At 63.6% G+C, this 21025-nt stretch carries 20 protein-coding genes; 6 read left to right on the top strand and 14 right to left on the bottom strand.

The genetic code is table 11. The features are described from left to right. Positions 1-63: 63 nt before the first annotated feature. The 3 genes from mvaD to msrA form a co-directional block, all read right to left on the bottom strand. Entirely contained in the window at positions 64-1038 is a 975-nt protein-coding gene (mvaD, locus tag VI234_RS02990; protein WP_008311607.1) for a phosphomevalonate decarboxylase MvaD, read from the bottom strand. Between the two features lie 103 nt (positions 1039-1141). Continuing rightward, positions 1142-1678: a cob(I)yrinic acid a,c-diamide adenosyltransferase gene (locus VI234_RS02985; RefSeq protein ID WP_336329198.1), complete on the bottom strand. Its 537-nt coding sequence runs from the start codon at positions 1676-1678 to the stop codon at positions 1142-1144. Positions 1679-1772: 94 nt separating this feature from the next. Continuing rightward, entirely contained in the window at positions 1773-2441 is a 669-nt protein-coding gene (gene msrA / locus VI234_RS02980; RefSeq protein WP_336329197.1) for a peptide-methionine (S)-S-oxide reductase MsrA, read from the bottom strand. 91 nt (positions 2442-2532) lie between these two features. Here msrA and VI234_RS02975 point away from each other — a divergent pair, with 91 nt between their 5' ends. The 3 genes from VI234_RS02975 (at position 2533) to VI234_RS02965 (ending at position 3382) form a co-directional block, all read left to right on the top strand. Beyond that, complete coding sequence (locus tag VI234_RS02975; RefSeq protein ID WP_004591646.1) at positions 2533-2703, top strand: DUF7838 family putative zinc beta-ribbon protein; 171 nt, start codon at positions 2533-2535, stop codon at positions 2701-2703. Between the two features lie 68 nt (positions 2704-2771). Next, positions 2772-2975, top strand: a complete 204-nt coding sequence (locus VI234_RS02970) for a DUF7511 domain-containing protein (RefSeq protein WP_008311597.1) — start codon at positions 2772-2774, stop codon at positions 2973-2975. A gap of 38 nt (positions 2976-3013) precedes the next feature. Beyond that, positions 3014-3382: a response regulator gene (locus tag VI234_RS02965; protein WP_008311595.1), complete on the top strand. Its 369-nt coding sequence runs from the start codon at positions 3014-3016 to the stop codon at positions 3380-3382. Here the strand turns inward: VI234_RS02965 and VI234_RS02960 are convergent. The 6 genes from VI234_RS02960 to VI234_RS02935 form a co-directional block, all read right to left on the bottom strand. After that, positions 3379-6483, bottom strand: a complete 3105-nt coding sequence (locus VI234_RS02960) for a PAS domain S-box protein (RefSeq protein ID WP_336329196.1) — start codon at positions 6481-6483, stop codon at positions 3379-3381. The two genes, VI234_RS02965 and VI234_RS02960, sit on opposite strands and share 4 nt — an antisense overlap. Before the next feature lie 76 nt (positions 6484-6559). Further along, positions 6560-7981, bottom strand: a complete 1422-nt coding sequence (gene gcvPB, locus VI234_RS02955) for an aminomethyl-transferring glycine dehydrogenase subunit GcvPB (RefSeq protein WP_336329195.1) — start codon at positions 7979-7981, stop codon at positions 6560-6562. Positions 7982-8219: 238 nt separating this feature from the next. Continuing rightward, positions 8220-9563: an aminomethyl-transferring glycine dehydrogenase subunit GcvPA gene (gene gcvPA / locus VI234_RS02950; RefSeq protein WP_336329194.1), complete on the bottom strand. Its 1344-nt coding sequence runs from the start codon at positions 9561-9563 to the stop codon at positions 8220-8222. A 108-nt stretch (positions 9564-9671) separates the two neighbouring features. After that, on the bottom strand, positions 9672-10049 hold the full coding sequence (gcvH, locus tag VI234_RS02945; RefSeq protein WP_008311586.1) for a glycine cleavage system protein GcvH: 378 nt from the start codon (positions 10047-10049) through the stop codon (positions 9672-9674). Beyond that, on the bottom strand, positions 10046-11137 hold the full coding sequence (gene gcvT / locus VI234_RS02940; RefSeq protein WP_336329193.1) for a glycine cleavage system aminomethyltransferase GcvT: 1092 nt from the start codon (positions 11135-11137) through the stop codon (positions 10046-10048). Before gcvT ends, gcvH begins: the two co-directional genes overlap by 4 nt. A 143-nt stretch (positions 11138-11280) precedes the next feature. Next, the gene (locus VI234_RS02935) at positions 11281-13080 is read right to left on the bottom strand and encodes a sensor histidine kinase (RefSeq protein ID WP_336329192.1); all 1800 of its coding nucleotides are present in this window, start codon (positions 13078-13080) and stop codon (positions 11281-11283) included. A 167-nt stretch (positions 13081-13247) separates the two neighbouring features. Between VI234_RS02935 and VI234_RS02930 the strand changes: the two genes are divergently transcribed. Next, a complete protein-coding gene (locus VI234_RS02930) occupies positions 13248-13694 on the top strand; it encodes an NYN domain-containing protein (protein WP_008311579.1) in 447 nt (148 codons plus the stop codon). Between the two features lie 52 nt (positions 13695-13746). Beyond that, positions 13747-14592, top strand: coding sequence for a TatD family hydrolase (locus tag VI234_RS02925; RefSeq protein WP_008311577.1), 846 nt, complete (start codon positions 13747-13749; stop codon positions 14590-14592). A 29-nt stretch (positions 14593-14621) separates the two neighbouring features. Here VI234_RS02925 and pstB read toward each other — a convergent pair whose 3' ends face one another. From pstB to VI234_RS02905, 4 genes are read right to left on the bottom strand one after another with little or no spacing between them, the layout of a single operon-like run. Next, complete coding sequence (gene pstB, locus VI234_RS02920) at positions 14622-15521, bottom strand: phosphate ABC transporter ATP-binding protein PstB (RefSeq protein ID WP_336329191.1); 900 nt, start codon at positions 15519-15521, stop codon at positions 14622-14624. 3 nt (positions 15522-15524) lie between these two features. Then, the gene (pstA, locus tag VI234_RS02915; protein ID WP_008311575.1) at positions 15525-17225 is read right to left on the bottom strand and encodes a phosphate ABC transporter permease PstA; all 1701 of its coding nucleotides are present in this window, start codon (positions 17223-17225) and stop codon (positions 15525-15527) included. A gap of 19 nt (positions 17226-17244) precedes the next feature. Then, positions 17245-18177, bottom strand: a complete 933-nt coding sequence (gene pstC / locus VI234_RS02910; RefSeq protein ID WP_049943002.1) for a phosphate ABC transporter permease subunit PstC — start codon at positions 18175-18177, stop codon at positions 17245-17247. 51 nt (positions 18178-18228) lie between these two features. Further along, the gene (locus VI234_RS02905; RefSeq protein ID WP_336329190.1) at positions 18229-19239 is read right to left on the bottom strand and encodes a PstS family phosphate ABC transporter substrate-binding protein; all 1011 of its coding nucleotides are present in this window, start codon (positions 19237-19239) and stop codon (positions 18229-18231) included. A gap of 310 nt (positions 19240-19549) precedes the next feature. Between VI234_RS02905 and VI234_RS02900 the strand changes: the two genes are divergently transcribed. After that, positions 19550-20548 (top strand): phosphate uptake regulator PhoU, encoded by a 999-nt coding sequence (locus tag VI234_RS02900; protein ID WP_008311572.1) that lies wholly within the window; start codon positions 19550-19552, stop codon positions 20546-20548. Between the two features lie 55 nt (positions 20549-20603). Here VI234_RS02900 and VI234_RS02895 read toward each other — a convergent pair whose 3' ends face one another. Beyond that, entirely contained in the window at positions 20604-20975 is a 372-nt protein-coding gene (locus VI234_RS02895; protein WP_008311571.1) for a 30S ribosomal protein S8e, read from the bottom strand. Between the last annotated feature and the right edge of the window lie 50 nt (positions 20976-21025).

Genomic DNA, 21025 nt, shown 5'->3' with positions numbered 1-21025 from the left:
CTCCGGTTAGGACGGCGTCGGGTTAACCCTGTGCTCGGGAGCGACGATTCGATCAGTGCCGGTTCAGAACAGCGCCTTGTCCTCGTCGAGAATCTGTGCGGGGCCGCCAACATCCCAGACGCGGGTGTCGACGCCGCAGTCGGCGACCGTCTCTTCGACGCGGCCGACGTACTCCTCAGTCGTATTGATGTAGACGCTCGCGCCGGTGTCGACGGAGAAGTACACCGGCACGTCCTCGGTGTTCCGGAGCTCCCGGACGGCGTTGAAAATCTCGATGGTGCGGGGCTGCCAGTACACCCAGCCGGCGGGACCGGTCATCGTCGCGGCGGCCAGCGACAGGGAGTCCTTCTCGGCGAGGTCGAAGACGGCGTCGAAGTCGCCGTCGTACAGCGCGTCGCGCATGTCCGAGATCTGGCCGTGGATGTGGGCCATCCGCGACTCGAACATGTGGCTCTCGGCAGCCTCCTTGTGGGCTTCCTCGGTTTCCTTGTAGGATGGGACCATCCCGGCGACGATCCGCAGGTCGTCTTCGAGGTCCGTCTCGATGCGCTCGCTCCGACAGTCCTTGTCGTTCATGCCGGTCCGCAGGTGGGAGAACGCGCCCGTCACCGCGCGAGCGGCCGAGGAGGAGCCGCGCCGGGCGACCGTCGATATCTCGGGTCGCGTCATGTCGAGCCCTGCTGCCTCAACGAGGGCCATCGCCGCGGCGGCAAAGCCCGAGGAGGAGGAGCCAAAGCCGATGTTCGTCGGGAAGTTGTTCGCCGACTCGAAGCGGACGCCGTGGTCGATGCCCGCCAGGTCGCGGACGTGGTCCACGACGGCGTCGATGCGCTCGGCACCGCGGCCAGTGACCTCCTCGCCGTCGATGACGTACACGTCTTCCTCGCGGTCCGGGTCGAAGGCGGCCGTCGTCTTCGAGTGGCTCGGTGCGGTACAGACGGAGATGCTGTCGTGGTACGGCAGTCGCAGTTCCTCGTCGCGCATCCCGTGGTACTTGACCAGCCCCTGAATCGGATGTGCCTTCGCGGTCGCTTTCATACCTCACCCTTCCGGGCCGGTCACTTTGCTATTGCGAACCGCCGGCGCTAGCATGGAGTCAAGTCACGACGGCTACCTACCCGACAAAAAACGTCCTACAGCGTCAGTAGTCGGGATTCTCCTCGCGGATGCCCTCGCGCTTGTTGACGAGGCGAGCGAGCGTGAACAGGGCGTCAGAGAGGCGGTTCAGGTAGATGATCGCCGTCTCGTTGACGCCAGCCTCCTCGGCAGCAAAGGAGACGCAGCGGCGCTCGGCGCGCCGACAGACCGCACGGGCGTGGTGGAGCTTCGCCCCGGGTTCGGAACCGGAGGGAAGGATGAACGATTCGAGCGGGTCAAGCTCCGAATCGGCCTCGTCGATGAGGTCTTCGAGCGTCTCGACGTGGGACTCCTGTATCCGCGGGTCGTCCTCGTCGGGGTCGGGGTTGGCGAAGTCGGCCTGGACGATGTGGAGGTGGTTCTGAATCACCCGGAGCTTCTCGTCGATGTCGTCGTGGCCGGTCGGCCGCACGACCCCGACCAGCGCGTTCACCTCGTCGACGGTCCCGTAGGCCTCGATACGGCGGCTGTCCTTCGATACCCGCTCCATGTTCCGGAGATCCGTCTGGCCCTGGTCGCCGCGGCCGGTATAGATAGTCATAGCTGAATCTGGCACTGCCAGCGTCTTATAGCCGTGGGCGAATCGTTGGGGCGCGCGGGCAGCCCGTGGCGACTGGAGACCGCCAACACCGCGTTCAGAGCCGGCGGCGCACTTCCGAGAGCGCAGCCGGCGAGATATCCAGCTCGGCGAACAGCGCCTCGCGTTCGTCACCCTCGCCGTGGCCAGCGACGAAGCCGTTGAGCCGGGCGGCGACCGTCGAATCGACGAACGCGTCGCCGTAGCGGTCTTCGAGCTCGTCGGCGACCACCGGCGTCGAGCGGAGCTCGTACTTCTGGTGATACCCCTCTGCCAAGTAGAACCGGTCGAGGGCTTCGATTGCCGTCTCGACTGACTTCCCCGTCCGCGATTCGAGTTCCTCGCGCGTCCGCTTGGCGGTTTCACGCTGCTGATCGTTACGAGCCAGCACCACGCCGCGGTACTGGCGTTTCAGAGGGGCAGAGAACGGCGCGTGATTCGCCCAGAACACGTCAAGCAGGTCCTCATAGCGCACTACCTCGGGGTCGTACTCGACCTGGACGACCTCGGTGTGGTCGCCCAGCGAGTAGTAACTGGGGTCCGGGTCGGTGCCGCCGGCGTAGCCGACTCGTGTCCTAACCACGCCCGGTGTCGCGCCGAAGCGGGCGTCCGGCCCCCAGAAACAGCCCATGCCGAACGTCGCCGTCTCGGTCGCCGACGGCGGCAGCGATTCAGCGTCGACGGCCAGTTCGGTCGGATGGGTCGGCTCGTACGCGCTCGGAATCATACTGGGATACAGGGGTTCGAGCGGTTTGCCTGCTTCGACGCCCCGAGTGGAACCGGGAAATTCAACTGTACCCCCGCGGAAACAACTGGATATGGGCCTCGAACTCGAACACTACTGTCCTGAATGCGAAGAGTACCGCGACTTCTGGAAGGTCGCGAGCACGACGATGCACCTGGGGACCAAGATCAAGTGGCACTGCCCGGAGTGTGACTACGGGTTCGTCCGCATCGACGGCGAAGTCGACACCGGCCAGGCGGCATAGCTCTCCGGAGCGGTATAGAGACCTCTTAGCAGCCGTTTTACATCGTCCCTGAGAGATATCCATTACCGATGAGTCTCGACCCGGACGGTGCGGGAAACGCGACCGCCGAGCGAACGCAGGCCCCGCACGACCTGTCGATGACCGTGGTTGAGTACACCGGCGAACCGGACCGCTGTACCGTGTCACCACGGGGGCTCTCCGGCATTGCCAAACTGTCGACGTGGATTACCGTGGATAAGGCGGTCGTCGTCGACCTGAATACGATGCGGTGACCGAGAGTTTTTATCGGGGAACCACGGACCTAGAACCGATGAGTATCGAGGTCCTACTGGTAGACGAGGATGTAGACGTTCTGGACATCGTCGGGACGTTTCTGGGACAGGAAGACGGGTTCGAGATCACGACGGAAGCCGACCCAGAGGCGGCACTGGACCTGGCAACTGACGGCGATTTCGACGCCGTCGTCAGTGACTACAAGATGCCCCGACTCGACGGGATGGAGCTGTGTGCTGCGCTCCGAGAGAACGACGTTGACATCCCGTTCCTGCTGTTTACGGCCCGCGAGTACGACGACGTCGCAGATGCTGCCGCGGAGCACGGCGTCACTGCCGTGGTCCAGAAGGGGACGGGCACGGAGCAGTACAGCGTGCTCGCCGACCGGATCCGCGACGCCATCTAGGTATCCAACCGAGGCAGTTCTAGCGTGACGACTGTCCCGCCGTCCCGGCCGCTAGCGAAGTCGACGGTGCCGCCGTAGGTTTCGGTCACCCAGACGACCAGCCACAGGCCGAGTCCCGTCCCGTGACGGAGTTGTGTAATCGGTTCGTCGCCGGTCACGACGTCGAGTTCGTGCTGTGGAATCCCCGGGCCGTCGTCGGCGACAGTGATTGAGACGGTTCGCTGGTCGGCCGTCACGTCGACGCTAATCGACGGGTCGTCGCCGGCGTGTTCGAGGCTGTTTTCGAGGAGTTCACCGAGGATTCGATGTAGCCGCCCATCACCCGCCGTAACCGACACATCCGGGAGGTCTGTTTTGATTTCACCGGCGTACTCGTCGTGATACGAGGATACGGTATCCGTAACGGTTGCGGGCACGTCGACCGGGTCCACGCCGTACTGGTCGCGGCGAACGGAACGCTCCATGTCGCGCGCCCGCTCACTCAGCGACGCCATCTCCTCCGCCTTTCGCTGAAGCCTGTAGAGAATGGCCCGCTGGTCCTCGTCGTCGATACGCTCGTCCAGCGCGTCAGCCATCCCGAGGACGACAGTCAGGTCGTTCCGGAGGTTGTGCCGAAGGACGCGGTTGAGCAGTTTCAGCCGGCGTTCGCGCTCGCGCTGCTCAGTGATGTCGGTGTAGATACCGAACCCGCGGACGCTGTCACCGTCCCGGCTGTACGGCACGCCCCGGAAGAGGAAGTCACGGAACCCCGTCTCGGTCATCAGTCGGAGTTCGGTCTGGAAGGGGTCGCCGTTCGTCTGCTTGTCGTCGAACTGGGGCAGTTCGTCGTGTGCAGTGTCCGGTGGTCGGAGGAGGTCGGACAGAGGACTGTCCACAGCCGTATCCTGACCGTACCCGAACACGTCAGAGAACGCGGGGTTGACCGACCTGACGACCGACTCGTCCGCGACCGTCTCCGTTTCGATGACGGCGTCTGGGAGCGTGTTGAACAGGTACGAGAACCGGTCACGCTCGTCTTTCAGCTCTGCCCGCGCCTGCTTGAGTTCGGTCAGGTCCCGGACGACGCCGACAGTGCCGCGGAACTGGTCCGCGTCGAGCAGCGATACCTCGATTTCGGCCGGACGCGTCCCTCCGCTGGCCGTTTCCAGCGCCGCTTCGAGCTGGACCGCCCCGGTTCCGCCCGCGCGGCAGAGGTCGCCGATACGACAGGCGAACTCGTCGATAGTGTCCTGGTCGAGAACAACGCGCGGGTGCTGGCCCAGAAGCGTCGCCCGCTCGTAGCCGAGCCACTCTGCGAGCGGTTCGGTGACCAGCTGGAACCGACCCTCGTCGTCGAGGACGTACATCATGTCACGGACGTTTTCGAACACTGACTCGTACCGTAACAGGCTTCGCTCACGCTCGACGCGGTCGAACGCGGCGGCCGCATTGGACGCGAGAATCTTGCCGACGGAGACGTCCGACTCGGTGAACTCGTGGCCCTGTCGCGCACCGATGCTCACGACTCCGTGGTCTCCCATCGGGAGGTACATCACCGCTGTCAGCACGTCGGAGTCGTAGTTGTCGATCCGCTCGAACTCGTCAACGATCAGCGGCTCGTCGCGCTGGAACGCGTCGCCGGGGAACCCTTCGTCGGCGTCGTACACCGGTCGTTCCGGGACCTTGTCGCTGGCTGCGACCGGTCGGAGCGTGTCCGCCTCCTCGTCGTACAGCCTGACGAGCGAGTGGTCGAACCCGAGATCCGACTCGGTCGCCTCGATGACTGTTTCGGCGACCTCCTGGGGTGTCTTGGCCTGCATGAGCGACCGAGTCGTATCAAGCAGTCCGGACAGCGCCTCGTCGCGCCGTTTCTGTTCCGTGATATCCCGGATGACGCCCGCGGTCCCAGCGAATCGCTCGTCGTCGTCGTACAGCAGCGTCATGTGGTCCTGGGCGGGGAACGAGTTCCCCGACGCCTGCTGAATCTCCAGTTCGAACGATTCCTCGTCGTCGCGGTCCCCGAATATCATCTCCTGAACGATTGATTCGGCGCGCTCGACGACAGCGTCGTTCTTGATGAACCCGGTGTAGGCGCCGAGCAGCTCCGACTCGGAGTAGCCAGTGAGGTCGGTCATTGCTTGGTTGACGAACTCGAAATACCCCTCTGAGTCGAGTGCATAGACGCCGTCGTCGACCGCTTCGATGATGTTCTCGTATCGTTCGAGTTCGTCCTCGCGGCGGCGGCGTTCGAGTTCGCGGTTCATCCATTCGGTCAGCAGTTCGAGAAATGCCTGCTCCGAGTCCGAGAACGGCTCCGGACGCGGGTCGCTGTCGGCGAAACACAGCGTCCCGTAGGTCGTCCTGTTGACGCTGAGTTCGCTCCCGATATAGCAGGATATCCCGGGTTTCTGTGCGATTGGCGGACCGCCCGCCACGTCAGTAGCGTCGGCGACCTCGTACATCTCGCCGGTCTCGATGACCCGATCACAGTAGGTCTCTTCGACCGGGGTCGTGGCCCCGGGCTCGAAGCGGGGGTGATCGCCGACCATTACCGCGACCTCGTGTGTCCCGTCCGCGATCCGGTTCAGAAAGCCAAGTGACACGCCGAGCCGCTGGCATCCGATTTCGAGGACTCGTTCGACCGTTTCGGTCTCCGTGAGCCCGTCTTCCGTTGCGAGCTGTGCTAGCTTCCGAAGCGCCGCGTTGTTCGTCTGTAGCTCGTGCTTGCGCTCGATGGGATCGGCTGGACTGTCGGCGTTCGTGTCGGTCCCTGTCAGGATGTCGCCGACCCGTGTCGCCAGGTCCACGTCGCTCCGCGGGACGTACTCGGTGACGGCCAACTGCGTCGCACGGGCGGCGACCTCGCCGTCCGGTTCGGCCGTACAGAGAACGACCGGGAGGGCGTCGTATTGCTCGCGTATCGCCGCCAGCACGTCCAGACCCGTTTCGTCCCCCGGGAGCTCTTGCTCGCAGATGACGGCGGCGTAGTCGCGGTCGGCCAGCTCCGACAGCGCGTCTGCCGCGCTGGTGACTAGTGTGGCTGGGGCCGGTGTGTCTGGTGTGGCTGTGTCCGCGTCATCGTCGGTAGGACCTACGTACAACAGGTGCGGCGTATCGGACATAGCGTTGCGTTGTAACTGCTATACAACGAGGTGGCATATACGCTCGGGCGGGAGTATCAATTGTCGAAACGAGCAGCTACGTGTCGTCAAGCGCCTGCCAGGAGAGCCGCGGGTTTCGGGCCGCAGTCGCCTGGTCGATGCGTTTCGCCGCCGGACGCGACGGCGCGTCGGCCAGTTCGGCGTCGGAGTCGCCGGCCACGGCGTTGAACGCGGCCGCGAGCTGGTCCAGCGAGCGTTTGGTTTCGCTCTCCGTGGGCTCGGTCATCAGCGCCTCGTCGACGATTTCGGGCCACTTCGTCGTCGGCGGGTGGACGCCGTAATCGAGCATCCGCTTGGCCGCGTCGGCGGCGTCCTGCTCGCCGGCGCTGGCGACGAACTCGTGGTGGAACGGGCCGAAGGGCACCTCGTACTCGATCTGCTCGGCGAGGTAGTTCGCGTTCAGCACGGCCTTCGCGCTGGCGTCCCGGAGTCCCTCGTCGCCCAGTCTGGCGATGTAGGCGAAGGTCTTGAGCAGTACCGGCCAGTTACCGTAGAAGCCGTGGACCTTCCCGATCGTGTTGTCCGGCTCGTAGTGTTCGTAGTTGCCGCCGCGCTCTCTGACGTGTGGGTCCGGGAGGAACTGGGCCAGTTCCTCGCGGACGCCGACCGGGCCGGCCCCGGGGCCGCCGCCGCCGTGGGGCGTCGCGAACGTCTTGTGGACGTTGTAGTGCATCACGTCGAAGCCCATGTCGCCGGGGCGAGCCCGCCCGAGCAGGGCGTTGAGGTTCGCGCCGTCGTAGTACAGCAGGCCACCGGCGTCGTGGACGATGTCGGCGACGTGCTCGATGTCGCGCTCGAACAGCCCCAGCGTGTTGGGGTTCGTGAGCATGAGCGCGGCGGTGTCGTCGCCGACGGCAGCCTCCAGTGCCTCGATGTCGACGCGGCCGTCGTCGCCGCTCGGCAGTTCCACGACCTCGTAGCCGGCCATCGCCGCCGTCGCGAAGTTCGTGCCATGTGCCGAGTCCGGGATGACGACCTCCGTGCGCTCGTCGCCGTTGTTCTCGTGGTAGGCCTTCGCGATCTGGATGCCGGTGAACTCACCGGCCGCGCCGGCCGGCGGCTGCAGTGTCACAGCGTCCATCCCACCGATACGGCCGAGGTAGTCCTGTAGCCGGTGACACAGCGCCAGCGTCCCCTGCACTGTGGAATCAGGCCGGTCCGGGTGGATGGCGGCATCCGCCCGTGCGGCCACGTCCTCGGTGAAGGAGGGGTTGTACTTCATCGTACACGAGCCAAGCGGGAACGGCCCGCTCTCGACGCCGTAGTTCATCTGGGAGAGGCGCGTGTAGTGCCGGGCCAGTTCGGGTTCGGCGGGGTCCGGCATCGAAAGCGAGTCCCGTGTCAGATCGTCGGGTAGCGGCGAGTCCTCAACCTCGACCGTCTCGTTGGCTTTCTCCGAGAGCAGCGGCTCGTACCGGTCGTCACTGTCGTCGGTCCAGCGCGCCTGGTCGTATTTCACGCGAGACACCCCCGTGTCGAGCGTGAAACTCGTGGGACGTGGTTTGTCCCACGGTGTTTCGCTGAGTAGCGCGAAGCGAAGAGACACCTCCGTGTCGAGCGTGAAGCTCGTGGGACGTGGTTTGTCCCACGGTGTTTCGCTGAGTAGCGCGAAGCGAAGAGACACCCCCGTGTCGAGCGTGAAGCTCGTGGGACGCGGTTTGTCCCACGGTGTTTCGCTGAGTAGCGCGAGGCGAGTGTCATTTCGCCACCTCCCGGAGCGCCGCGACGAACTCGTCTTCGGCTTCGGCGGTCGTCTCAGTCGCACACACCTGCACCAGATGGTCGCCGACCGCGTGGACCGCAAAGCCCTCGGCTGCGAGGTCGGCGACGATGGCGCTGGCCGGCTGGTCCGTACGGGCGAGGAATTCCCTGAAGTGGTGGCGGTCGTGGACTGGTGCCTGCACCCCGACGATGTCGTCGAGGCGGTCGGCGAGGTCGCGGGCGCGGGTCACACAGTCCTCGGCGAGGTCGATCAGCCCGTCCGGGCCGAGCCACGCGGCGTGCATTGCGGTCCGAAGCGCGACCCACGCCTGATTCGTACAGATGTTGGAGGTGGCCCGCTCCTTGCGGATGTGTTGCTCCCGCGTCTGGAGCGTCAGCGTGTACGCGCGGCGGTCGGCGGCGTCTTCGCTGGCCCCGACCAGCCGGCCGGGGACCTGCCGAAGGTACTCCTCGCGGGTGACGAACATTCCGAGGCCGAATCCGTAGGCGGTGCCGGTCCCCAGCGACGCGGCGTCGCCGACGACTACGTCGGCTCCGACGTCGGCCGGGCGCTCCAGCAGGGACAGCGCTATCGGGTCCGAGCCGAGACAGAACAGCGCCTCGTGGTCGTGGGCCAGGTCGCCGACAGCCCCGAGCCGTTCTTCGATGACGCCCCGGACCGTCGGCGACTCGGCGTACACCATCGCAGTGTCGTCGCCGATCTGGTCGGACAGCGCCGCCACGTCGACAACGCCGTCGGTCATCGGATAGGATTCGACGGTAAGGTCCGGGCCATCGGCGTAGTTCGACAGAACGGTGCGTTTGCCCTCCCGGAGGTGCTCGGGAACCAGAATCCGGTCGCCCGAGACCGAGCGCACTCGCTGGGAGAGCGTCGCCGCCTCGCCCAGCGCCGTCGCGTCGTCGTACATCGAGCAGTTGGCGACGCCCAGTCCCGTGAGTTCGACCAGCATCGACTGGAACTCGAACAACGCTTGGAGAAAGCCCTGTGCGACCTCTGGCTGGTACTGCGTGTAGGAGGTCAGGAACTCCGAGCGGCTGGCGAGGTCGTCGACGACGCTCGGGACGTAGTGGTCGTAGTGGCCACGGCCGAGAAACTCGGTGAGGTCGGCGTTGCGGCCCAGGAGGCCGGCGACTTCCCGGCGCGCCGCCCGCTCGCTCCGGGCGTCGATACCGAACTCGCCGTCGAAGGCGACGGACTCAGGAACGTCGAACAGCGATTCGAGGTCGTCGGCCCCGACTGCATCGAGCATCGCCGCGGTCTCTGCGGCCGTCTGCGGTGCGTACGGACTGCCTGTCGCGTGTGAGTCACTATTGCTCATTGGAGAACCACCCAGTAGCGCCGGGGTGACATGATATCGGCAGCTAGCGACCGTGTCCACATTAGGTTACTCCTTTCACCCCCGCAAGAGATCACTCCCACCGGGAAGTTACTCGATCTGGTCGCGGTACGCGGCGGGTGAGAGCAGCTCGTCGCTCTCGTCGGCGATCTCGACCTCAAGCATCCACCCGTCACCGAACGGGTCCTCGTTCAGCAGTTCCGGCTCGTCGCGGAGCCGGTCGTTGACTGCTGTGACGGTACCGGAAACGGGGGCGTACACGTCGGACACGGCCTTGATAGACTCCACCACGCCGAAGTCCTCGCCCGCGGTCAGCTCCGCCCCTTCCTCGGGCAGTTCGACGAACACCACGTCGCCGAGTTCGTCCTGTGCGAACGCCGTGATGCCGACCTCGGCGGTGTCGCCGGAGACGCGTACCCATTCGTGTGACTCCAGATATCGCAGGTCGTCGGGAACGTCGAAGCTCATCTATCGAGGAATGGTGTGCTCCTGGTACGTGCTTTCTTCGGTTCGCCGCGGACGACAACGCGGACGGACTCGTCCGGTTGGGCGTACGCCGCCGGGACGTAGGCGAGGGCGATCGGCGCTCCGAGCGTCGGACTCATCGTGCCGCTTGTGATGTGGCCGATGGGCTCCCCGTCCGGCGTCGTCACGTCGTACCCGTGGCGCGGGATGCCGCGGTCGACGAGTTCGATGCCAACGAGCTTTTCTTCGGGACCGTCCGCGGCGATGCCCTCCAGTGCGTCCCGGCCGACGAATTCCGTATCGAGCTTGACGGTCCAGCCGATACCGGCCTCGTAAGGCGTTCTGGGCTCGTCGACCGGGTGAAACTCCTGACCGGAGAGCAGAAAGCCCATCTCAAGGCGGAGGGTGTCGCGCGCGCCGAGCCCGCAGGGCTGGCACTCAAGCGCGCCCCAGACCGCCTCGGCTTCGTCGGGCGGACAGAGGATTTCGAAGCCGCGTTCGCCCGTGTATCCCGTCCGAGCGATCAACGAGTCGACACCGGCGACAGCCCCGTCAGCCACCTCGAACCGCGACAGGTCAGCGAGCGAGACAGCTGTCTCGGCTGCCAGCAGGTCCGGCGCGTCGGGCCCCTGAACGGCGATCATGGCGTACTCTTCGGTCCGGTTCGCCACCGTCGCGTCGAGCCCCCGTTCGTCCCGCTCAGAGAGCCACCGTTCGGTCATCTCCCCGTCGTGCCCGGCGTTCGGGATGAACAGGAATTCATCGGCTGCGCCTTCCGGCAGTCGGTAGACGACGGTGTCGTCCAGCATGATTCCGTCCTCGTCTGTGATAGCCCCGTACTGGGCCTCGCCCGGGTCCAGCACGGTCACGTCGTTGGTGGTCAGCCGCTGTGTCAGCGTCGCCGCGTCCGGACCGGCCACGGTTATCTGTCCCATGTGCGAAACGTCGAACTTCCCGGCTTCGCTCCGGACGGCCTCGTGTTCTGTGCGGATCGACTCGAACTCGACCGGCATCTCCCACCCGCCGAAATCGGTGAACGAAGCGTCGGCTCGCTGGTGAACCGCAGAGAGCGGTGGTGCCCGCAGTGTCATACGCGGACCTCTCGTACCGCGTGGTCTTACCGTTTGGCCCTTGACCGCCTGTGGCCTCATGATAAATCATATGTGGCGATATCAAATCGCCGATTGCGCTAGATGGAGCGACAGAACCGGGACGGAAAATACGCTGTCGTTCGTTACTCGCTCCGCGCCAGCGGGAACGCGAGTCGAACTCGCGTTCCGCCGCCATCGGCGTCTTCGTCGAGCGTCACAGACCCGCCGAGACGTCGGACAAGCCATGTAACCGCCCACAGCCCGAGACCGCGACTGTGTGCCACTGGCCCTTCCGTCTCCGAAGCCAGGACCTTGCGCTCCATGTCGGGGATACCGGACCCGTCGGTATCGACGCTGACTGTCACCTGGCCCGACGAGGTCTCTTCAGCCGTAAGTTTGACCCTCGGGCTAGGTAGATCACTGTATTCCAGCGCGTTTTCGACAAGAATCTCCAGCATCAGGTCGATAGCCATCCTATCACCAGCCACCTCCGCGTCGGTAAGTGTCACCTCGATTGCGGCCTCGGGATGCTGGTCTACAAGATCGTCACGGACATCGGTGAGGACTTGCCGTAGGTGGACTGTCCCGCTTCGGAGGTCGCGCTCGATGACCCGGTCGAACGTCCGTGCTCGTTCGGCCAGTGAATCGAGCTCTTTCGACGCGTTCTCGATTCTGTCGATGTGTCCTCTGGCAGCGTCGACTGAGAACTCGGACGAGCCGAGTTCTTCTTTGAGGAGCCTCGAATTACCCCGTATCACGGTCAACTTGTTTCGGATGTTGTGCCGGAGAATCCGACTCATGACCATTATCCGCTGTTCTCGCTCCTTGTCCTGAGTGATGTCGCGAACGATGCCTCGCAGTTTCGGTTCCCCGCCCCGGACGGTTTTTTCTGCCCGGAGTCGGAACCAGCGCTCGGTTTCGTCCGCGGTCTGGCGGCGCGCTTCCAGCTCCATCGGGCCGCCGGTTTCGCGACAGGTCTCGATAGCGTCACGAAGGGCCGCTCTATCGTTGGGATGGTACTGCTCGAGTGCCTCCTCGAGCGTCGGATTGTACTCCGGGAGCCCGTACAGGCGTTTCATCCCCGCGGTTCCCTCTATTAGACCTGTCTCCAGATCCAGTTCCCATCCGCCGACGTCGGCGAGCATCTCCGTCCCGATAAGCCACTCCAGTTGCTCCTCCCGCTGTTTCAATCTCGTTGCGTCGTCCATGCCAACGGCGACACGCTCGACGGTCCCGTCATCACCCAGTATCGGCGCGGCATTGCTCGAAAGCCACCGTTCGGTCCCGTCGGCGAGTTCTATCCAGTGCTCGAATCCGAACACTGGCTCGCCGGATTCGAGTACTCTCGTAACCGGATGCTCCGCTTCAGGGACCGGAGTGCCGTCTTCGTAGAAGATATTCCACTCCGCTTCGTCGTACCGCCTCCCAGTGATTGTACCGCGTTCGAGGCCGAGCAAGTCCTCAGCGCGGTCATTGGCGAACAAAATCTTGCCTGACGGTTCGACGACGACGAGACCGACCGGGCTTATCTCGAACACTCGCTCGATGAGGACCTGCTTCTCCTCGCGTCGCTTTCGCTGCGTGATATCCTCGGCCAGCCATAGCACGTGTTCTGTACTGTCACTGCCAACCGGCGTGACGCGAGCCTCGAAGTACCGATCCCCGTCGTCGAGCGATAGGTGGTACTCGATGTGTTGCTGTTCGCCTGCCTGCAGAGCGTCCTCGATGACTGTGTAGAACTGGTCAGCCTGTGCTGTGGAGAAGACGTCCCAGAGATCTGAGCCTAACAACGTTTCCGGCTGTCTGAAGAATAGTGCCCCGTTGTGGGCATTATGGATGACGTCGACAAAGACGCCATCAGCATCTAGTACGATCGCTGGGTCGGAAATTATCTCGCAAAGCCCGTTTAGGACGTCTCGATTGTGAAGAGATTCCTTACTCATAGTACCGAATATCGAGCAGTTGCCGCCAGTCGCCGCTGTCTGGAAAGACTATCCATGAAGTGAGGAGGGGATCCTCCTAAGTGTTGTGCAGTTGCATTTGATATAGCGGTTACTGATTTACGATATGAAACGGCACGCATAAGCGGGCCGGGAAGGGAAAGGGGCGCATGGAGCTGTTTCGTCGGATATTCGGGGAGAAAGACTCGCAACAGCGTGTTGGACTGTTCGTCGACGGTCCGAACGTGCTCAGGTCTGAGTTCGATGTCGACCTCGACGAGGTCCGGGACATTGCAGTCGAATACGGCCCGATGGCGTTGACTCGCCTCTACGTCGACCAGAACGCCTCGCCGGGGCTGATTCAGGCCGCCGAGGCCCGGGGCTTCGAGGTCCGAACCACCAGCGGTGACGTTGATGTCCGACTCGCCGTCGACGCGACAGATGCCGTCGCCTCGGGACAGATCGACGTCTTGGTCGTCGCCTCGCGGGACACGGATTTCAAGCCGGCGCTGGAAGTGGCTGCACGGGAAGGGGTCAAAACGGTCGCCATCGCGCCGGGAGAATACGGCCGCTCGGACGCGTTACGCAACGCGGCCGAAGACGCAGTGACGCTCTGAGGGCCGAACTCCGTGACGCCAACTGTTTTTTCCGCCAGTGCATTGGCCACGTATGGACATCGACGACACGCCGGTACTGGATAACCACCTCCATCTCGATCCGGTCAACGGCCGGAACGTCGCGGCAGCCGAGGAGTTCGCCTCACAGGGCGGCACACACTTGTTAGTGCTCAACAAGCCGTCCTGGCACCTCGTCGAGAAGGCGACAGAGGCGGAGACGTTCCGCGAGGTGTTCGACCTCACCGTCGAGGCCGCTACAGCGGCGTCCGAAGTGCTCGATGGCTGCGCCTGGCCCGTCCTCGGCGTCCACCCGGCGCTGATTTCGAAACTCGTTGATGACGGCTACACGCCGCCGGAAGCACGGGACATCATGCAGACCGGCCTCGACGTGGCGGCGGAGTACGTCGATAACGGTGACGCGCTCGCGATGAAGTCCGGGCGACCGCACTACGACGTTGACGACGCCGTCTGGGAGGCCTCCAATGCGGTGATGTGCCACGGGTTCGAACGCGCCGCCGACGTGGGCTGTGCGATACAACTCCATACGGAAGGCGGCGAAGACTTCGAAACAGTGGCTGGCTGGGCCGAAGACCGTGGCCTCGACCGTATGCAGGTCGTCAAACACTACTCCGGCGGGCGGCTCCGTGGCCCAGTCAAATCAGTGCTTGCGGATAAGGACGAACTGGAGATTGCGGTTGAGACGGACGAGCCGTTCCTGATGGAGACCGACTACATCGACGACCCGGACCGTCCCGGCGCAGTGCTCGGCCCGAAAACGGTGCCACGGCGCGTCCGCTGGCTACTGGAGAACGGCCACGAAGACGCAGTCAGAACGGCACACGTCGAGACGCCGGCAGACGCGTACGGCATCGACACCGAGGCGACGCTAGAGCGGTAGGCGGCGACGGCAAAAGCGAGCCGCGACGGCTATCCGAACTTGCCGGTGATATAGTCCTCGACGCGCTGACTGTCGGGATTCTCGAAGATTTTGTCCGTGTCGTCGAACTCGACCAGCTCGCCACCGGTGAGGAAGACGGCGGTCTTGTCCGAGATCCGGGCCGCCTGCTGCATATTGTGGGTGACGATGACGACGGTGAACTCCTCGGCCAGTTCCTCGATGAGGTCCTCGATTTTCGAGGTGGCAATCGGGTCAAGCGCCGACGCCGGCTCGTCCATCAGGATTACGTCCGGGTCGACGGCAATAGCGCGGGCGATGCAGAGCCGCTGTTGCTGGCCGCCCGAGAGGTCGAGCGCGCTCTTGTCCAGTTGGTCTTTGACTTCGTCCCACAGCGCGGCGCGCTTGAGCGCCGTCTCGACTTTGTCGTCTATGTCCTCCGTCTGGTCCTGAATCCGGAGGCCGTAAGCGACGTTGTCGTAGATGCTCTTCGGGAAGGGGTTGGGGTGCTGGAACACCATTCCGATGCGTCGCCGCAGCGCCACCGGGTCCACGTCGGCATCGTAGACGTTTTTCCCCTCGAAGTAGAGGTCTCCCTCGACCCGCGCCGCGTCGATGAGATCGTTCATGCGGTTGATACACCGCAGGAACGTGGACTTGCCACAGCCGGAGGGTCCGATCATGGCCGTCACCTGTTTTTCCGGGATAGCCAGGTCGATACCCTGTAGCGCCTGCGTCTCGCCGTAGAACACGTTCAGGTCGCGGGACTCGATGACTGGCTTCCCCGTCTCGCCCGCGTTCGCGTCCGTTCCCTCCACGTCGATCGACTGGTCGACGAGAGGGTCGCCGGACGGGTCCGGCGACGACGCGGCCGTTTCAGTGCTCGGTGTGGGCTCGGTACTCTCGTTGCTCGTCATCTCGTTCTCTGTCATGAATTATCCTGTTCGCTGATACCGGTTCCGGATGACAATCGCTGTCGCGTTCATCACCAGCAACACTGCAAGCAGTGTAATCACGCCGGCCGCCAGCACGCCGTGGCGGAACGACGGGTCCAGCTCCGACGACCACGAGAAGATCTGGCGGGGCATCATACTCGCTACGTCGAAGAAGCTGTTTGGCGCGAGTCGGACCGACGCCGCCGCCCCGATCATCAGCAGCGGGGCCGTCTCGCCGATAGCCCGACCCAGCGCCAGTATCGTCCCGGTCAGAATGCCCGGAAGTGCTTCGGGGAGGACGACCTGCCGAATCGTCTGCCAGCGGGTCGCCCCCATCCCGTAGGAGGCCTGTCGGAACGAGTCGGGAACGGAGCGAATCGCCTCCTGGGCGGAGATGATCACGATCGGGAGTATCAGCAGGCCGACGGCGAGGCCGGCGACGATAACGGAGCCCTGAGGCCACTGGAGAACCCGGATGAAAAGCGCCAGTCCGAGCAGGCCGTACACGACCGACGGCACACCGGCGAGGTTCCCGATATTGATCTCGATGAGCGTGACGAACTTGCCCATCAGTCCTTGTGAGGGAGCGTACTCTTCGAGGTAGATCGCCGCCCCGACGCCGACCGGGAACGTGGTGAGCACGATCACGATAATCATCATCACCGAGCCCACCATCGCGGGGTAGATACCGGCATCGGCGGCGGTCCGCGAGGTCGCACTCGTCAGGAACCCCCAGTCGAGCCAGGGGTCCGGGCCGGCGAACCCGAGCGCGCCGGTGACGACGCTGCCGACGACCACGCCAAGCACGGCGGCGACCGGGAAGGCGAGGCCGCGGACGCCCTCGCCACGACGGAGCACGCCTTCGACGTAGACACCCAGCGGGAGTACGGCGAACGTGACTACGAGCAGCCACACGTCAGTCCCGATCCCGAGTAGCGGCCCGGCGACGACGCCCACCACCGCAACTGCCGTCGTCAGCCCGACGACGGCCAGGCCGTCTCGCCGCGACTCACGTCGCTGTTCGACGAACCAGCCTGCGGCACCGGCGACCGGGAGCACGAGCGTCAGGAGTAACATGACCCAGTCCGTGGGCACGAACGGGAGCATCATGATGGCTTCTCGGAGGCTTATTACGCGATAGTACAGCCCGAAGTCGAGGCCGAGCGCCGCGGCGGTGTCGGTGACAAACCGATTGAAGCTGGTGGGTGGCAGCCCGAACACCGTGACTATCGGGGCGAGGAGCACCACGGCGAGGCGTTCGAGCGCGGCCTTCGGCCGCAGTCGGCCGTGTGCGGCGATCAGGCCGCCGGCCACGACCAGCGAGATGAGGAGCGCGAACCACTCGAGCACGGAGAGCAGTTCGATGAACAGGACCGCAAACCCGCCTGTCAGCAGGAGTCCGACGACCGGGAGCCCGCTGGTGACGTAGGCGACCTCGCCGGCCGGTTCGTCGAGTCGATAGTAGTAGACGGCCAGTGCGGCCAGCGGCACCAGCACGGTGGCGGCGTAGGTCGCCAGCCATCCCGCGTCGGCCGAGAAGGGCCGGAACGCGTCGTTGGCGACGAACAGCAGGAGGAGCAGGACGGAAACGAGTCCGAACGCAGTCGCTGCGAGACAGGTCGCCTCGAAGGCACGCCCCCGAAGATGGTTGACATCGCTGTCCTCCCCGTGCCAGCCCGTTTCAGGTTCTCGTGTTGCCATCAGTTCAGTCCTCCAGTGTTCATTCGTACTCCTCCCGGTAGCGCGCCGCGATTCGGTTGCTCAGCAGGTTCAACAGGAACGTGATGACGAACAGCGTCAGGCCGATAGCGAAGAGACTGGTAAAGCCCAGTTGACTGACGCTGTCGGCGCTGTTGATCTGGACCATCGCTGCCGTCATCGGCTGATACCCCTGAAAGAGGTTCGCGAGCGGGTCCGAGAGGTTCAGCATCCGGGGCCGGCTGCCGGCCGCGACAACGACGATCATCGTCTCGCCGATAGCCCGCGACAGGGCGAGGATGAACGAGGAGAAGATGCCCGAGGCCGCCGCGGGGACGACGACGCCGGTTGTCACCTCGAACTTCGTCGCGCCCATCCCGTAACCGGCCTGTCGCAACGAGTCTGGGACAGCGCTCATCGCGTCCTCGCTCAGACTGGAGACCATGGGGATGATCATGATCCCGACCATGATGGAGGCGCTGAGGATGTTGAACGTGTTGACCGGGAGTCCGATGGTCTGGAGGAACGGCGTCACGTACACGAGCGCGAAGATACCGTAGACGACGGTCGGGATACCAGCCAGAATTTCAAGGCCCGGTTTCAGCACTGAGCGCATCTGGTCGCTGGCGTACTCACTGAGATAGACCGCGGCCGCGACACCCGTCGGGAGTGCGATGACGGCGGAGATCACTGTGACCAACAGCGTGCCGCTTAACAGCGGGAGCAACCCGTAGACGTTCCGACTGATGAGGAACTCCGTTCCGGTGAAGAAGTCGACCGGGTTCACCAGCGTAAAGAACGTAATCGCGTCGCGTGCGAGCAACACGACGATGCTGACGGTGACGAGAATCGACGTGGCAGCACACAGGAGCAAGACGTATCGGTACATACGCTCGCGTGCTGCACGCCCGCTCGGTCTGGACGTAATATTCGGCCCGGGCGTCTCGGTACTCATTGTGTTGTCTCTCATAATGTACTCATGTGAGTAAGCCGACTCTCGACCGTGTTAGCCGACGATCTCGTCCAGCTTTTCGAGGTTCTCGTCGCGCTGCTCGGCGCTCGACGGCACGTACCCGATTTCCTGGACGACATCGGTTTCGGCCTGTTCGAGGTAGAACTCGACGAACTCGGAGACTTCCTCCGTCTGGAGGGCCGACTCGGCCACATAGAGGAACAGCGGCCGGGCAAGCGGGTAGGAACCGTCCTTGGCGTTTGCCAGGCTCGGCGGTGTACATTCGTCACCCTCCTCAGCCCTGACTTCGACGGCTTTCACCGCCTCGGAGTTCGAGTTGTAGTAGGCGAAGCCGAAGTACCCAATGCCGCCTTCGTTGTCGCGGATTCCCTGGACGATAGTCTCGTCCTCCTCGGTCGGCTGGTACTCGGTCGTGTGTTCAGTGTCTTCGCCGACGACGTTCTCGTTGAAGTAGTCGAACGTCCCGGAGGTCGACGCCGGGCCGTAGCGTTCGATCTCCATATCGGGCCACTCGTCGCGCACGTCCGACCAGTTCGTGACGCCCGCTTCGTCGCTCCAGATCTGGCGCAGTTCGTCGAAGGTTATGCAGTCGACCCAGTCGGCGTCGTTGTTGACCGCGACGGTCAGTGCGTCGCCCGCGATTTCGAACTCGACAGGCTCGACGTCGTTGCCAGAACACTGCTCTATCTCGGCGTCGCTGATGGGGCGGGAAGCCCCGTTGATATCAGAGTCGCCGGGACAGAACCAGTTCTCGAAGCCGCCCCCGCTTCCTGTGGAGTCGACGGTCACGTTGACGTTTTCATGTTCTTCCATGAACTCCTCGGCCATCGCGTCGGAGATGGGAAACACAGTACTGCTGCCCTTGATAATGACCTGTCCCGAGAGGCCGTCAGAACTGCTCCCATCAGAACTGTTGTTACCGGAGCCATCGCCGTTGCCACTGCTCGTGTTCTGCGTACAACCGGCCAGTGCCAGCGTCCCAATCGCACCAGAACTTGTTAAAAATCGGCGGCGTGAGAAACCACCGCTCGGTGAATCTGTCATCACCTGATGGAAGTTACAGAGCGGATAAGTACCCTACTATTAGCCCTATATCCGGGTATAAATACTATATACCTCTATATATTTTCCGAGGCCGTTACTATTTCACGGGGCTAAAACGGGATATCGGGTGTTTGAACCCGATAGCGGCCAAGCCAGTGAACAAGTCACTGGGTCAGAAATTGCCACAGTACCCCATAATTCACCGCCCTCACCGTGTGTCGTTATTTCATAACAGCATAAGTCAGAAACCCAACCCGTAATATATAGTCACAGCATATTTTATAAATCTACAGCGCGTATTCGTAGTACTATGGAGACGCGCAAAGTACAGCTGACGGGCGGGTCCACGTACACTGTCTCACTACCGAAGGAGTGGGCGACTGAGAATGGTGTCGAGAGCGGCAGTATCGTCGAGTTTTACGCCGAAGACGACCTGCTACTGGTCTCGCCACAGCACGGCGACGATCACGTCGAGGGAACGCTGGACGTGACTGGCCTCGAAAACAGGCACGAACTCACGCGGGCAGTGATGACGATGTACGTCAGCGGCTTCGACATCATCCGACTGGAGGCCGCTCGGATAACGGCCGAGCAGCGACGGATCATCCGCGATGCGACACAGGGACTGGTCGGCCTGGAGATGATCGAAGAGACGGCTGACCGAGTCGTTCTGCAGGACCTGCTCGATTCGTCGGAGCTGTCCGTCCTCAACGCTATTACGCGTATGCGGCTGGTCTCGTTGACGATGCTCTCCGACGCTGTCGAGGCGCTCATCGAGGACGACAACGACCTCGCAGAAGACGTTATACAACGCGACGACGACGTGGACCGCCTCTGGTACATGGTCTCGCGCGTGTTCCGAACCGTCCTTCGCAATCCGACGGCTGCCAACGAAATCGGCTTCCCGCGTGAGACAGTGTTCGACTACCAGTCCAGCGCCCGTCAGCTAGAGCGCATTGCCGACCACGCGACCAAGATCGCCAGCCTCTCTCAGGAGATCGGTGAAATCACCGGCGAAACTGCCGACCTTCTCGACCAGTTGGAAACCGAGGCCATCGCCGTCCCCGAAACCGCGATGGATGCGCTGTTGGCTGACGACAACGACGAGGCCGTCGAGTTGGCAAACGAGGCCCGTGCTCGTATTCCCGAAGTCGACGAAACCGCCCGCGAGGTCGACGGGAAAGTCAGGGAGCTAGACCCACAGAGCGCACAGCTACTTGGCCGCGTGGTCGACTCGCTGTCCCGAACCGCCGACTACGGCGGCAACATCGCCGAAAGCGCGCTCCAGAAGGCCGCTCCCCGGCCATAGCTGACGCTGTCGCTCCGAGTCCGTGAACAGCCGAAAAAGCTGATTGCGTGCCGGATTACTCGACCAGCACGGCGTTGACCTGACCGTGCTGCCCGGGGCGGGAGGTCACGCGGGCCTGTCCCTCGGAGGTGTCGAGGATTGCGCCTTTCGTGATGATGTTTCGCCGGGCGTAGTTCGGGTTCGACGGATTCTCGACGACGTTCTCGATGGTCGCTTCGATGGTTTCCGCGCCGTCGGCGATACTCGCAACGTCGGTCTTGACCGCACGGACCTTCTGGGTGTTACCGCGGGAGTCGACGGTCTTCAGTCGCTGCTCGCCGACCTGCGTCTCGACGGTGTCCTTGCCGAGCTCGTGTTTCTTCTTCTTGTGGTTCGGTCGTCGGCGGCCGCCTGTCCGCTTGCGAGGGGAGCGTCCCTGGTCTTTCATACGGGAAGGAAGACCCAGCGGCTACTTGAACCGTTCGATGCCGACTCGCC

Origin of the sequence: Haloarcula sp. CGMCC 1.2071 (genome assembly GCF_037078445.1) — an archaeon.
Taxonomy (GTDB): Archaea; Halobacteriota; Halobacteria; order Halobacteriales; family Haloarculaceae; genus Haloarcula; species Haloarcula amylolytica.
This window is presented reverse-complemented; position numbering and strand designations above follow the sequence as displayed.

Excerpts from the sequence above, each read along its gene's own strand:
- mvaD (WP_008311607.1), bottom strand. The coding sequence starts at position 1,038 with ATGAAAGCGACCGCGAAGGCACATCCGATTCAGGGGCTGGTCAAGTAC.
- VI234_RS02985 (WP_336329198.1), bottom strand. The coding sequence starts at position 1,678 with ATGACTATCTATACCGGCCGCGGCGACCAGGGCCAGACGGATCTCCGG.
- msrA (WP_336329197.1), bottom strand. The coding sequence starts at position 2,441 with ATGATTCCGAGCGCGTACGAGCCGACCCATCCGACCGAACTGGCCGTC.
- VI234_RS02975 (WP_004591646.1), top strand. The coding sequence starts at position 2,533 with ATGGGCCTCGAACTCGAACACTACTGTCCTGAATGCGAAGAGTACCGC.
- VI234_RS02970 (WP_008311597.1), top strand. The coding sequence starts at position 2,772 with ATGAGTCTCGACCCGGACGGTGCGGGAAACGCGACCGCCGAGCGAACG.
- VI234_RS02965 (WP_008311595.1), top strand. The coding sequence starts at position 3,014 with ATGAGTATCGAGGTCCTACTGGTAGACGAGGATGTAGACGTTCTGGAC.
- VI234_RS02960 (WP_336329196.1), bottom strand. The coding sequence starts at position 6,483 with ATGTCCGATACGCCGCACCTGTTGTACGTAGGTCCTACCGACGATGAC.
- gcvPA (WP_336329194.1), bottom strand. The coding sequence starts at position 9,563 with ATGAGCAATAGTGACTCACACGCGACAGGCAGTCCGTACGCACCGCAG.
- gcvH (WP_008311586.1), bottom strand. The coding sequence starts at position 10,049 with ATGAGCTTCGACGTTCCCGACGACCTGCGATATCTGGAGTCACACGAA.
- gcvT (WP_336329193.1), bottom strand. The coding sequence starts at position 11,137 with ATGACACTGCGGGCACCACCGCTCTCTGCGGTTCACCAGCGAGCCGAC.
- VI234_RS02935 (WP_336329192.1), bottom strand. The coding sequence starts at position 13,080 with ATGAGTAAGGAATCTCTTCACAATCGAGACGTCCTAAACGGGCTTTGC.
- VI234_RS02930 (WP_008311579.1), top strand. The coding sequence starts at position 13,248 with ATGGAGCTGTTTCGTCGGATATTCGGGGAGAAAGACTCGCAACAGCGT.
- VI234_RS02925 (WP_008311577.1), top strand. The coding sequence starts at position 13,747 with ATGGACATCGACGACACGCCGGTACTGGATAACCACCTCCATCTCGAT.
- pstB (WP_336329191.1), bottom strand. The coding sequence starts at position 15,521 with ATGACAGAGAACGAGATGACGAGCAACGAGAGTACCGAGCCCACACCG.
- pstA (WP_008311575.1), bottom strand. The coding sequence starts at position 17,225 with ATGGCAACACGAGAACCTGAAACGGGCTGGCACGGGGAGGACAGCGAT.
- pstC (WP_049943002.1), bottom strand. The coding sequence starts at position 18,177 with ATGAGTACCGAGACGCCCGGGCCGAATATTACGTCCAGACCGAGCGGG.
- VI234_RS02905 (WP_336329190.1), bottom strand. The coding sequence starts at position 19,239 with ATGACAGATTCACCGAGCGGTGGTTTCTCACGCCGCCGATTTTTAACA.
- VI234_RS02900 (WP_008311572.1), top strand. The coding sequence starts at position 19,550 with ATGGAGACGCGCAAAGTACAGCTGACGGGCGGGTCCACGTACACTGTC.
- VI234_RS02895 (WP_008311571.1), bottom strand. The coding sequence starts at position 20,975 with ATGAAAGACCAGGGACGCTCCCCTCGCAAGCGGACAGGCGGCCGCCGA.